The organism is Aquabacterium sp. (genome assembly GCF_004297345.1).
Classification (GTDB): domain Bacteria; phylum Pseudomonadota; class Gammaproteobacteria; order Burkholderiales; family Burkholderiaceae_C; genus Aquabacterium.
The window spans coordinates 1-13,066 of sequence record NZ_SCTN01000453.1 but is presented as its reverse complement, the minus strand read 5'-3'; the positions used below and the strand labels follow the sequence as shown (position 1 = coordinate 13,066).

9 protein-coding genes are annotated in these 13,066 nt (G+C 62.5%); 4 read left to right on the top strand and 5 right to left on the bottom strand.

The features are described from left to right. Nucleotides 1-95: 95 nt before the first annotated feature. Nucleotides 96-1,667, top strand: coding sequence for an FAD-dependent oxidoreductase (locus tag EPO09_RS17605; RefSeq protein WP_290645028.1), 1,572 nt, complete (start codon nt 96-98; stop codon nt 1,665-1,667). 18 nt (nt 1,668-1,685) lie between these two features. Here EPO09_RS17605 and EPO09_RS17600 read toward each other — a convergent pair whose 3' ends face one another. The 3 genes from EPO09_RS17600 to EPO09_RS17590 form a co-directional block, all read right to left on the bottom strand. Beyond that, nucleotides 1,686-2,669 carry a 3-oxoacyl-ACP synthase III family protein gene (locus EPO09_RS17600; RefSeq protein ID WP_290645027.1) on the bottom strand — a complete coding sequence of 328 codons (984 nt, stop codon included), beginning with the start codon at nt 2,667-2,669 and terminating at the stop codon, nt 1,686-1,688. 115 nt (nt 2,670-2,784) lie between these two features. Next, nucleotides 2,785-4,548 (bottom strand): thiamine pyrophosphate-binding protein, encoded by a 1,764-nt coding sequence (locus EPO09_RS17595; protein ID WP_290645025.1) that lies wholly within the window; start codon nt 4,546-4,548, stop codon nt 2,785-2,787. Nucleotides 4,549-4,625: 77 nt separating this feature from the next. Further along, nucleotides 4,626-6,242, bottom strand: a complete 1,617-nt coding sequence (locus EPO09_RS17590; protein WP_290645023.1) for an FAD-binding dehydrogenase — start codon at nt 6,240-6,242, stop codon at nt 4,626-4,628. Between the two features lie 382 nt (nt 6,243-6,624). Here EPO09_RS17590 and EPO09_RS17585 point away from each other — a divergent pair, with 382 nt between their 5' ends. After that, nucleotides 6,625-7,884: a diguanylate cyclase gene (locus tag EPO09_RS17585; RefSeq protein WP_290645020.1), complete on the top strand. Its 1,260-nt coding sequence runs from the start codon at nt 6,625-6,627 to the stop codon at nt 7,882-7,884. Continuing rightward, nucleotides 7,878-9,134: a GGDEF domain-containing protein gene (locus EPO09_RS17580; protein ID WP_290645017.1), complete on the top strand. Its 1,257-nt coding sequence runs from the start codon at nt 7,878-7,880 to the stop codon at nt 9,132-9,134. The genes EPO09_RS17585 and EPO09_RS17580 overlap by 7 nt, the downstream gene beginning before the upstream one ends. On the opposite strand, the gene EPO09_RS17575 is transcribed toward EPO09_RS17580, so the two are convergent. Together EPO09_RS17575 and EPO09_RS17570 are read right to left on the bottom strand one after the other, a co-directional pair. After that, on the bottom strand, nt 9,115-10,980 hold the full coding sequence (locus tag EPO09_RS17575; protein ID WP_290645014.1) for a diguanylate cyclase: 1,866 nt from the start codon (nt 10,978-10,980) through the stop codon (nt 9,115-9,117). The two genes, EPO09_RS17580 and EPO09_RS17575, sit on opposite strands and share 20 nt — an antisense overlap. Nucleotides 10,981-11,030: 50 nt before the next feature. Continuing rightward, nucleotides 11,031-11,588, bottom strand: coding sequence for a PadR family transcriptional regulator (locus EPO09_RS17570; RefSeq protein WP_290645012.1), 558 nt, complete (start codon nt 11,586-11,588; stop codon nt 11,031-11,033). A 140-nt stretch (nt 11,589-11,728) separates the two neighbouring features. On the opposite strand from EPO09_RS17570, the gene EPO09_RS17565 reads away from it, so the two are divergent. Next, nucleotides 11,729-13,066 (top strand): 2,4-dienoyl-CoA reductase FMN-binding domain-containing protein (locus tag EPO09_RS17565; RefSeq protein ID WP_290645010.1); only part of this gene is annotated, 1,338 nt, incomplete at its 3' end.

The window sequence follows — 13,066 nt, the reverse complement described above, 5'->3', positions numbered from 1 at the left end:
GCCCGGCAAATAGGCCAGACATGACGGGTACATCGTCCGATTGATGCGGGCGACGGGTGTCAAAAATGTGCCCTCCACAACCACAGGGCTATATCGTGAAAACAGATGCTTTGAACCCGGTTCTTGACGTCGCCATCGTTGGTGCAGGCGTGTCAGGGCTGTACAGCGGCTGGCGGTGGTTGACCAGTCCGCAAGGCAAGGGCTCGCGTGTCGAGGCCTTTGAGTTGAGCCACCGCGTAGGTGGCCGATTGATGTCAGCGCAACCTCCGGGTATGCCTGAAGGCAGAGTCGAATTGGGCGGGATGCGCTACACCAGTGCGCAGACCATGGTCGCCTCGCTGGTGTCTTATCTGAACCTGGCGACCGTGCCCTTCGTGGTCGCGCAAGATCAGAACATTGCATATCTGCGTGGACAGCATCTGCGCACCAAAGATCTGTCGGATCCTGAGAAGGTGCCCTACGACATTCCCAAGTCCGACTACGACGGTTTCAAGAAAGGCTTCACGGCCTTGGCGGCTGAGCGTTACCTCGAAGAGGTGCTGCACCGGAGACATGTGGACCTCAAGACGGTGGACTGGGACAAGGTGGCCCGCACAGGCCGCTATGAAGGCCACAGCGTGCAGGACTTGACCATGCGCTATATCTACAGCCGATCGGTCAGCCACGAGTCCTTCCAGTTTGCTGAAGACACCAGCGGCTATGACTCCATCTTCTTTACCTGGAACGCGGCCGATGGCTTCCCATGGAACATCGGGGACTACGGCGCCAGCATCCAGTACAGCCGCCTGACCGAGGGCTATGAGATGCTGCCCAAGACGCTGGAACAACGCTTTGAAGCGGAGGGCGGCAAGGTGCATTTCGAACATCGCCTGACCCGCTTCGATACCGTCAAGCTGGATGATGGCAGTGAAGGCGTGGAGCTGCATCTGCTGCATGCAGGCCATCACAAGGTGGTGCGTGCACGCAAGCTGATCCTGGCGATGCCGCGTCGTTCACTGGAGCTGCTGGACCAGACGGGCTCGGTGCTGGGCCAGGAGCAGCACGAAGTGCACAAGCTGATCCAGTCGGTGGTGCCGATTCCGCTGTTCAAGCTGGCCCTGTGCTATCGCACGCGCTGGTGGGAAGAGCTGGGCATCACGCAGGGGCAGTCGGTGACCGATCTGCCGATTCGCCAGTGCTATTACTGGCCTGTGGGCGATGACACCAAGGCGGGCGCCATCCTGATCTACAACGATGGGCTGGACCTTGAATACTGGGCCGGCTTGCGCAACGACCCCGAAGGCTTCGCCAACGAAGATGGCACGGACAGCAACGACCCGGCCATCGAGTGGAAGGAGAACCCTGCGCCCAGGCTGATGGTGCAGGAGGCGCATCGCCAGTTGCTGGAGATGCATGGCCTGGCTGACACGCCGGAGCGCCGTCCTTATGCCGCGGCCTATCGTGACTGGGGAGACGATCCGTTTGGCGGTGGGGCGAACTTCTGGCCGCAGTATGTGGACAGTCAGCACGTGAGCAAGCGTATCGTGCAGCCCGTGCACGGCAAGCCTGTCTACATCTGCGGCGAGGCTTACTCACATGCGCAGGGCTGGGTGGAGGGCGCCCTGGCTACGGCCGAGGACATGCTGCAGCACCACTTGGGGCTGCAACCGCCTGTCTACATGGCCTGAGTGGGGCTGACTGCGCGCCTAGCTGCGTTCCAACAGCAAAGCAGTGGCGTGCATTTCCATCCCGATGCCCAGCAGCACCAGGTGCTTCGTGTGGATCTCGGCATAACACTTGGCGAGGTTCACGGGCACGGATGAGGACACCATGTCACCGAACTCTTCGAGCGTGCTGATGTAGCGCCTGGGCTGGATCGCTTCCTGCCAGGCGTCCTGCACCACCAGGGAGGTCTGGTGGGCAATCAGGGTGATGTCCTGGCCCGTCAGGCCGTGTCGGCTCAGCAGGCGCTGCACCAGCGGCCCAGGCACCTTCATGCCGAACTGCTTGAAGGCCTCTTGCCCCGTCTTGTCATCGAGCTTCATCAAGGGCTTGGTGAAACGGTCTCGCTCGTCGGTCGGACGAGGGGCCATGCGGAATGCGCCGTACCAGCGGCTCTGGGTTTCGTTGTCCCAGTCGATCAGGCGGAAGTGGCTCGGGTTGCTGCTGTAGCCCAGCACCACGGCGCCTGCGCCATCCGATGCGGCCAGAGAGACGGGCTCGTGGTAGTCCACAAAGTGGGTCCAGTTGTTGCCGCAGACCACCAGGGCGTGGCGCAGCGTGTTGCTGCGGATCAGGTCTGTGCCCAGTCGCACGCCGTCCTGGAAGGTGGAGTAATCGGTGTTGAGCGGCATCACCCGGCAATGGGGGCTCAAGCCCAGTTGATGGTGAACCACGGCCAGGTCATTGGGCGCGATGTAGTCACTGACCGAGCCGGCGCCCAGGATCATGTCCACGTCTTCTGGTTTGATCCGGGCTCGTTCCATGGCCTGTTTGCAAGCCTGGGTCATGATGTCGATGACGCCGTCAGCAGTCGGCAGCACGCGCCGGTACTTGAGCCCGTTGAACAGGTCGGTGCCTGATGGTGAGTTCTTTTTCAGCCAGTCGAAAATCGGTGCGTCGTTACCCCGGACGAAATCGGGAACGGCATAGCCTTGGCCGAGAATGGCCACGTGATGATCTGCGCCCATGGGCCGCCTCCAGTGAAGTGCATTGATCTGGAGGTGTTTTTCGGCTTGTTGGGGCGCAGACTGAAGGGATAGAAGGGATAGAAGGGATTGAGGGGCTTGACGGACGACGAGGGATTCAGCTCGGCGTGGCCACGCGGCGCCAGGCTGCCCGTCCGATCATGCGCAGCTTGTTGCCCAGGTCCATGCGCATGAGGTTGGTGCGCAGGATGCCTTTGGTGAAGCGGGTCTGCTTGCTGTAGTCGATCAGCACGTCCACGATCACGGGCACGCCCTGGGCAGACAAGGTCTGGGCCTGATCGATCACGGCGGCGATGTCCGTATCGCCAGCCATGCGCAGGTAATGCGCGCCCACGGCATCGGCGATGCCCTTGAAGCGGACTTCCGGCAGCACCGTGCAGGCCTTGCGGTTGTAGGGCAACTGCTGCGCTTGCGAGATCTGCGACAGCTCGCCGTCGTTGAACACATAGCAGACCACGCCCAGCTTGTGCTCGGTGGCCGTGAGCAGCTCCAGCCCGGTCATGAGGAAGGCGCCATCGCCTACCACGCCGACCACCTGCTTGTCCGGGTGGGTGAGCTTGATGCCCACCGTGGCGGGCACGCAGTAGCCCATGCAGTTGAAGTCGGTGGGGGTGATGAGGTGGCGGCTCTGGCGGGGCTCGAACAACTCGGCCACCAGGAAGGTGTGGTTGCCGTCGTCGGTGACGAGGTAGCTGTCGTCGGGCAGCTTGCTGCGCAGGGCTTGAAAGAAGCGACCGGGGTTGACGCGCTGGCCGCTGTCATGGCGCTGCCATTCGTCGATATAGGCTTGCTTGTCGTGCGCGATCTGCTGGCGCAGGTTCATGCCGCGAGCCTGTACCGCCGCATCTGGTGTTGGCGCGGCCTTGAGTTGGGCCAACAGGCCTTGCATGATCGCGCGGGCATCGCCTTCGATGCTCAGGCGTGCAGGGTAGTTGGCGTTGAACACGGCAGGGTTGATGTCCACATGGATCAGGTCCCAGGTGGGCTTGATGCCGAAGCTGCCCGTGGCGATCTCGCCAAAGCGGGTGCCGATGGCCAGCAGCACATCGCAGTCGGCAAAAGCGTTTTCAGCGGCGGGCACGGCGGCCGGGCCGATGCCCATGCCCGCGTGCAGAGGATGCTGACCAGGGAAGGCGCTGAGGCCTTGCAAAGTGGTGGCCACGGGCATCTGCAGCAACTCTGCGATTTGTACGCTGAGATCGCTGGCGTGCACGGCGCCCCAGCCAATGAACAGGCCAGGTTTGCGGGCTTCGCGCAAGAGGGTGGCGGCCTGGTCGATTGTGAGCTGGGTGCCCACCTCCAGTGGGGCGGGTGCCGAGGCGGGGCGCACGAACGTGGGTAGTTCGTCCACCTCGCCAGGGAAGAGCTGGATGTTGACCGGGATCTCGATGAACACGGGGCCGGGCTCGCCTTCATTGGCGGTGCGCCAGGCCTCATAGAAGGTGGGCACGATCTGCTTGTGCTCGGTGATGCGCCAGGCGCCTTTGGTGATGGGCTTGACCATGGCGAGCTGGTCCATCTCGTGCAACTGGTAGGTGTAGCCCGTGTCGGTGCGGGTGCCGCCGGAAATGGCGATCAGCGGGATGCCATCCAGGAAGGCCTCGCCGATACCGGCCATGGCCAGGGCTGTGCCTGCAGCCGGCACGATCAGCAAGGCGCCGTTGAAATCATTGGTGCGGCTGACCGCATCGGCCATGAAGGCTGCGCCACCCTCGTGGTTCACGCGGATGGGCGTGACCACATCGGAGCTGGCCAACTGGTCATAGATCTCGGTGTTGTGCACGCCGGGAATGCCGAATGTGTGGCGGATGCCCAGTTGCTCCAGGGCGTGGCGAACGAGTTCGGCACCAGTTTTTTTCATGGTCGTGTCTCCAGGGGATGCGTGTCGCTATTGGTATGGGACGGTATGGGGTGCGTCTTCTGCGGGGCTGGATGGCATCAGGCTGCGCTGTGGATGTGGCGTGCCGCTGCATGGGCCGTCAAGATGCAGCCAGACAGGAAGGTGCCTTCCAGCGATTTGCGGCCATTGGCGCCGCCACCGCCGAAGCCGGCAGCCTCGCCAACGGCATACAGGCCGGGTATGGCCTGGCCTTGGTGATCGAGCACGCGGCTTTGCAGATTGGTTTGGATGCCGCCGGTGGACTTGCGGGTCAGCAACTGACAGCGGATGGCGATCAGCGGGCCGGCTGAAGGATCGAGGATGGCCTGATAGCGGCAGGTGCGGAAGCGGTCGCCAGGCCAGCGACGCAGTTGCTCGATGCGGCGCAATTGATCGTCGTTGTGCAGGCGTGGGCCGCGCTTGATCTGATCGTCAAAGGGCTTGATCTGGGCGCGCAAGGTGGCGGCGCTGATGCGGCCATCTCCGGCCACCATGTTCATGCGGCGAGCCAGATCGATGAGATTGTCGGCAGCAACGAAGTCCGGGCATTGTTCCAGCAGTTCGTCCACCAGTTCGTGGTTGCCATGGAGCATCTGCATCAGCAAGGCCAGTGGCTTGCGATCGCGGATGTGCTGGTTGTGCTCGGCGCCAGATGCGGCCAGCTCCTTGTCGGCAATGCGGCGGTTGAGCACCTGCCAGGTCCAGGGCCATTGCGAACGGGCGATCTGGGCGACCATGTCATACGTGTCGAAGCCGGTCACGAAAGGCACGGGGCCGATGCGCTGGCCGTCCGGATCCAGCCACAGGCCCGATTTGGCCGGGATCAGGCTGAGGCCGTGACCAGGGAAGTGCGGGCGTGGGTGGCGAACACCTGCCGCGTAGTTCCACATCTGATCCAGATGGGTGACGGCACCACCTAGATTCGCAATCGCGTCGTGCATGCGGCCATCGGCGTTGGGATGCGAGCCATTGAGCAGTGTGTCAGGTGCCTTGCCCCAATCTGTGGGCCAGTGCTGGCGCACGCGTTGCAAATCGCCGGTGATGCCACCCGTGGCCACCACCACGGCATCTGCACGCAGCTCGAATGGACGCTCATTTTGTTCGTCCAGCCCCTGGCAGCCTTGCACGCCTTGGCTGGTGCTCAGCAAGCCATCCACGCGGTGTCTGGTCAGCAAGGTCAGCAAGTGCCGCTGGGGATGCTGCTGCAGTGCCTTGATCAGGGTCAGCAGCATGTGGCGCGAGGTGCCCCACAGCACGTGGTAACGCGGCAGGGTGTTGCCGCGCGTCATCCAGCCGCGCTCCACCCACTGGACGGCCGGAATGAAGCGGATGCCGTATCGCCTCAGCCATTCGTAGACCTCGGGCACGCATTGCTGCACATAGTGTTCGGCCCATCTGCGCGGCCAGATGTCATCTGCTTCAAACTCGGCGAAGGCCAGCCAGTCGCCTATCGCGATTTCGGCGCTGTCATGGATGCGGTTGAAACGTTGCAGAGGCGTGTCTACCAGCGCCATGCCGCCAAACGCATGCAGGCCCAGGCCACCGAGGCGGTCTTCACTGTCACGGTCCAGCAGGGTGACGCGATGACCTTGGTCGAGCAAATCCAGCGCGGTGGTCAGGCCAGCCAGGCCGGCGCCGATCACGATGGTGTGGGAGGGGGAGGTTTGAGCGCTCACGAACGGGGTACACAGGTCAATCTGATGGCCAAGTGTGCCGATCGAACGGGAGGCTGTCTGTCTGCGACCCGACACGCTGACCTAACCCGAATTGACGTGAAGCAAGTTCATGAAAATGACTTGACGCTGGGGCTGCTTTGGTCTGCGTGAAAACCCGGTTGAACAATGTGGGTCACCCCGCAGATGAGGTGGCCACGCGCTGTGAAATAGCTGCATTTCCCGTCGTTCGGCTGGTCGCAGGACGCGTAAATCCTGTGTGCGGTGCCACGTTCCGATCGGCACAATGAGGGCACCGCATAACCCGCGATGGTTGCTGGAAAGTGACCGATGGCGGGCCTGGCAGGAGTAGCAAGTGGCAGGCATGGTGGCAGCAAGAGCAAGCATGGCGAGCGTTTCGCCGATGGCAGAACCATCGGCGCCGCTGGATCAGTCTGAGTTGGTCAATACGACGCTGGCTGAGGGTTTCCCCATGCTCATGTTTCCCCGCGAGCTGGAAGATCGCTTTTTGCTGGAAGGCGAGGTCAAGCGCTTCAATGTGATGGTGGTCTCCGGACTCGCTGCCGTGGTGTTGTTCGGTGCCATGATTCTGGGTGACTGGTTGCTGTGCCCTGAGGTCTTGCCCATGGCGGCCCTGGTTCGCGAATGTGTGTTCCCGCCAGCCATGCTGACAGGCTTGTATGTGCTGAGCCGATTGCGCATGCCCGCGCTTAATGAGTGGATGATTGCGCTGGCCGGCATGCTGGCCGCGGTGCTGGAGACCGTGATCGTGCTCAAAGGGCAGTCTGAATGGGCCATGGCACGTGTGGTGCAGTTGAACATCATCATGGTGTTCACGTGTGCCATTGCGCGGTTCTGGCCCGCGGTGACGGTGGCGCTGGCTGTGGCTGGATTGCACGGCTATGTGGTCCTGTTCATGCCGGATGCGACGGGCATGTTGGCCTTCAACACGACCTTGCTGTTGATGACCTCCATTGCCTTCGTGCTGTATGGCAACTACAAGCTGGAGCACGACGAGCGCATGGGCTTCTTGCTGGACGCGCGAGAAAAAGCGCTGCATGCCAGCCTCACGTTGGCGCATGAGCGCCTGACGCACATGGCGACCACAGATGCACTCACGCAAGTGGCCAATCGCCGCTACTTTGAATCCTTCCTGGATGAGTGCTGGCAGCGCGCGCATCAGCAAGGCCTTGAGCTCTCCTTGATCCTGCTGGATGTGGATTACTTCAAGCCCTATAACGACCGTTATGGCCATCAGGCCGGTGACCGATGCCTCGTGGCAGTGGCCGAGGCCTTGTCAGGATGCATTCGCCGGCCAGGTGATCTGGTGGCGCGTTGGGGCGGCGAGGAGTTTGTCGTCGTGATGATGGAGGCCGATGACCGTGCCGTTGCGGCCGCTGCCGAGCGGATACGCCTGGCGGTGTCTTCATTGCAGTTGCCACATGAAGGATCTGCCTGTGCGCCGCACGTGACCGTCAGTGGTGGCTGGGCCACGATACGGCCGCAGATGCATGAAGCCTGGCCTCAACTGGTTCAGGCTGCCGATGAGGCGCTCTATGAGGCCAAACAGGCGGGACGTCATCGCGTGCATGCAGCCCGTGGCATGAGTGGCGGTGTGGCCGTGGGGGAGGCCCGGACATGCTGATCCAACACGAGCCGCTGGTCATTGACTTCAATGTGCGCCATTTGCTTGCCTGGCGGCCGTCTTCCTTGCGCATGGATGACATCGACGAGGCGCACTTCAACGCAGCATGTGGCCTTGCGCGGGTGCAGCATTTCGTGATCAGCGGGTTTCTGGCGCTGCTGGTCTACAACCTCTTCCTGCTGGTTGATGTGCGCATGATCCCTGACGTGTACCCACAAGCACTGCACATGCGCCTGTACATGTTCTCGCCAGTGGCCTTGATCATGTTGTTGTGCGGCATGGCCTTCAAGCAGTACATCGCGCGCATGCCGCGCTATGTGCTGGAGGGCGTCTTGATGATGACGGGGGTGGTCGCGGCCTTGCACATGGGGTGGTTGCTACAGCATTCCAACAGCCCCTACGCGGGCATGTACACAGCCGGCCTCGTGCCCATCACCATTTACGGCAACCTCGTGCAGCGCTTTCGCTTTCGATATGCCTTGGTGTTTTCGCTCGTGGTGATGGGCACTTGCCTGGCCTGTGTGTGGGCGCGCTCTGATCGCGTCAATCTTTATGACGTCTTTGATGTGCCATTGGCTTTGCTGGTGGCCGTGATCGCAATCTACACCCTGGCCATGAACTACCGCTTCGAGCTGGAAGAGCGGCGGCGCTTTCAGTGGCAGGTTCGGGCTCAGGCACTGCACAAGCAGTTGGAGGCCTCTCAGGTTCAGCTCGATGAGCTGTCTCGCCAGGATTCCTTGACAGGGGTGCCCAACCGCCGGCATGTGGATGCCTACCTGCGCCAGCATTGGGATCAGGCGCAGCAGGCGGGCGATGAGCTGGCGCTGCTCCTGATGGACGTGGATCATTTCAAGGCTTTCAATGACCGCTATGGTCACCCTGCGGGTGATCAATGCCTCAAGCATGTGGCGCGGGCTTTGCAGCAACACGTGCCACCACAGGTGGGTTGTGTCGCCCGATGGGGTGGAGAGGAGTTCATCGTGGTCTTGCCCCGCGCGCAACTGCACGTGGCCATGCGGCGCGCTCAGGCCTTGTGTCACGTGGTGCATGGGCTAGGCTTGCGGCACGATGCGGCGCCCACCTTGGGCTGTGTCACCATCAGCGTGGGCGTGGCGGTGGTGCGGCCGTCCTCCGGCGCATCCATCGATTCGATCGACAGCCTGATTGCGCAGGCCGATGCGGCGCTGTACCGCGCCAAGGCTGGCGGGCGTAACCGCGCCGAGGCGCCGCTCAGTCCAGTGTCTGGCTGATGACCTGATTGCGGCCGGCCTGTTTGGCCTGGTAGAGCAGGGCGTCTGCGGCGCTGTATAGCTCGGTCGCGGTGCGCGGGGCACCTTGCGCCTTGAGGATCACCAGCCCCATGCTGACGCTGACGATGCCAAACGGGCTGCCTTCATGCGGGATGCCCAGACCTTGTACCGCAGCGAGCATCTGCGTGATGAAGCGCATCACCTTGTCTGGCGGTTCGTTGATGTCCAGCAGGATGGCAAACTCTTCGCCGCCTACGCGGTAGACGTGGTCACTGGCGCGCTGCAACTGCTGGCGCAAGGCTGTGGCGATCTGCCGCAGCACCTCATCACCGGCCGGGTGGCCGTAGCGGTCGTTGTAGGCCTTGAAGTGGTCCACATCCAGCAGGCACAGGGCAGCAGGGGTCTGGTGGCGGGTATGCAGCGCAACGGCCGCCGCCAGATCCTTGTTGAACTGGCGCCGGTTGTAAACACCGGTGAGTTCATCGGTGATGGCCAGGTTGGCGAGGCGCTCATTGGCCATTTCCAGCTCGGCGGTGCGGCTGGACACGAGGGACTCCAGTTGCGTGTTCAACGCGGTTTGAGCCGCCAGCGCCTGCCGTTCCGCGTGAAGCTTCGCGGTCTTGAGCGTGTTCATCTGGTCGGCCACGCCAAAGGCCAGCAAGAGTGCTTCCGCGGCCGAACCGATCTGCAGCAGGTTGTCCGTCAGGGCATTGGCGGGCACAAAGCCCAGCACGCGCAGGTAGTAGAGCAACGCCGCAATGGTGAGTGTGGCAAAGGCCAAACCGGCGTAACGCCCTGCCTTTGACTTTTGCTGGATGACCAGAACGCCGATGATGGTCGTCAGGCCGATGATTTCCACGCTGCCGATCAGGCTGTTGAGGATGAATGTCGCGGAGTACAGATTGAGAAAAGCTGGCAGAAAGCAAAGGCCCTGGGCGGCCGTGGTGATCGCGGCGAACCGGTGCAGCGCGCGAGGCACCGAATGCGCGGTGTCCAGGTACTTCATCAAGAACAGCCCCAGCGACATGTAGAGCGCGCTCACGATGACGGCCAAGGCCTGGTTGTTGAAGTTCGGTGAGTCCGGCCACCAATACTGGAAGGCATAGCCGCGGAACACCAGGCCCCACAGCAGGAAGCAACCCACATAGGCCGCGTAGACGCCAAAGACCGTTTGCCTGGTGGAGGCGTACAGGAACAGGTTGTAGAGCAGGACCGTGGCGAGCAAGCCGTAGTAAATGCCGAAGGCCAGCGTTTCGAGCTGCACATGCGCCGTGAAGGCCTGAGGTGTGTAGAGCGTGGGGGTGATGATCTCGTTGAGGCCATCGTGCGATTGGCATCGCATCAGCACGGTGACTTCCTGGCCAGCCGGGATATGCAGGTGCATGGCAATCGTGCGCACGTTCTCGCTGCGATGGGCAAAGGGCAGTCGGTCGCCCCCGCTCATGCCTTGAAGCTGTGTGCCATCTGGGCGCAGCACATGGATGTCGACGTGATCGAGCAAGGAACTGCCCAGATCCAGGATGCGTTCTACATCGTGGCCCGTGGCATTGCGCAGGGTCACTCGGGTCCACCAGGCGGATGTCGAGAAACCGAAGTTGATGGACGCCGTGCGCATCGCGCGCCAGTCTGCGGCCGGTGTGGCCAGCGCCGCCGTGGCGTCCAGCCGACCGCCTGCATCTTCGCGAGACTGCATGCTGGGGCCCAGTTGCAACTCGGGTTGATCGTCCGTCAGGATGACCGTGATGGCCTGGCCGCGCCTGGCCGCCTCCGCGCCAAAGCCAGGCAGCAAGGCGCCAGCCAGCATCAGCATGCACATCAGCCTGATCAAGCGAGCCGCAAGGGCCATCGACAACTGCATAGGCACCAGGGTAGAGCAGGCTACCCGCCAGATGCGGCTCAGCCTGCTTGTGATGAGTGATCGGTTTCCTGCAAAACCTTCAGTGCTTCCTTGGACCAGTTCAGCCATCCCATCTCGTACATGATCCCGGTCTTGAGGATCAGGTGCTGGATGCGGGCTTCACGGGTCAATGTCTTATCGGCAGGAAAGTCGCGCGCTTCAATCAGACGATAGGCCTGCAGCTTGACGGCGTGCTGGGCCATTCTGCGCTGGATTTCAGCCTCCAGGCCCAGCGGCCCGATCACGGCGTCGGCGCGCATGCGCACCATGAGCTCGTCACGCTGATCCTGGGGTTCGGCGGGCTCGCGCACCCAGCGCTCCAGCTCCGCACGGCCTGCGTCAAGCACTTCGTAGATGCGCTTGCGGGTGCGGCCACCATCTGGCGCGGCCTCGGACGAGATCCAGCCAGCCTTTTCCATGCGGGCCAGTTCGCGGTAGATCTGCTGGTGGGTGGCGCGCCAGAAGAAGCCGATGGACTTGTCAAAACGGCGCGCAAGGTCGTAGCCTGACGACGACTTTTCCAGCAGGGACGTCATCAAGGCGTGGGATAAAGACATGCGCCGAGTCTAAGGGGTGGCATTCAACTATGCAACCAGTTGCATAAACGGCAAACTTCTCCTAATATCTGGCCCGTTCATGCAACTGGTTGCATAGTTGCCAGTTGCCGATCCCATCGATTTCACCGAGAGAGACACCTATGAGCGCCTATCCCCACCTGCTGCAACCGCTGGACCTGGGCTTTACCACATTGCGCAATCGCGTCCTGATGGGCTCGATGCACGTGGGCCTGGAAGAAGCCAAGGATGGCTTCGAGCGCATGGCCGCTTTCTATGCTGAACGTGCACGCGGTGGCGTGGCCCTGATGGTGACCGGTGGCATCGCCCCGAACGACGCTGGCCGTCCCTATCCAGGTGGTGCCCGCCTGGCCACGGAAGAAGAAGCCGCTCAGCACAAGGTCGTGACCGACGCCGTGCACGCTGCCGGCGGCAAGATCGCCATGCAGATCCTGCACTTCGGCCGCTATGCCTACCATCCCGGCCTGGTCGGCCCCAGCCCCATCAAGGCCCCGATCTCGCCGATGCCTCCGCGCGAGCTGACCACGGCTGAAGTCGAGCAGACCATTGAAGACTTCGCCAACTGCGCCGCCATGGCCCAGAAGGCCGGCTACGACGGCGTGGAAGTGATGGGCTCAGAAGGCTACCTGATCAACGAATTCATCGCCGCACGCACCAACCAGCGTACCGACGAGTGGGGCGGTTCGTATGAAAACCGCATGCGCTTCCCCGTGGAGATCGTGCGCCGCGTGCGCGAACGCGTGGGTGCCAACTTCATCATCATCTACCGCCTGTCCATGCTGGACCTGGTGGAAGGTGGCTCCAACTTTGATGAAGTGGTGCAACTGGCCCAGGCTGTGGAAGCAGCTGGCGCCAGCATCATCAACACCGGCATCGGCTGGCACGAAGCCCGCATCCCCACGATCGCCACCAGCGTGCCGCGCGGTGCCTTTGCCTGGGTGACCCAGAAGATGAAGGGCAAGGTCAAGATCCCGCTGATCACGACCAACCGCATCAACACGCCTGAAGTGGGCGAGAAGATCCTGGCAGACGGCTGCGCCGACATGGTTTCCATGGCCCGCCCCCTGCTGGCTGACCCCGAGTTCGTGAACAAGGCTGCCGCTGGCAAGGCCGATCAGATCAACACCTGCATCGGCTGCAACCAGGCGTGCCTGGACCACACCTTCAGCGGCAAGATCACCTCCTGCCTGGTCAACCCGCGTGCCTGCCACGAGACCATCCTGAAGATCGAACCCGTGGCCGCGAAGAAGCGCGTGGCGGTCGTTGGCGCGGGCCCTGCCGGTCTGGCCGCAGCCACCACGGCTGCACGCCGTGGCCACGACGTGACCCTGTTCGAAGCGGGTGACGATGTGGGCGGCCAGTTCAACATCGCCAAGCAGATCCCCGGCAAGGAAGAGTTCTACGAAACCCTGCGCTACTTCCGCAACGAGATCAAGCTCAGCGGCGTGACGGCTCAGTTC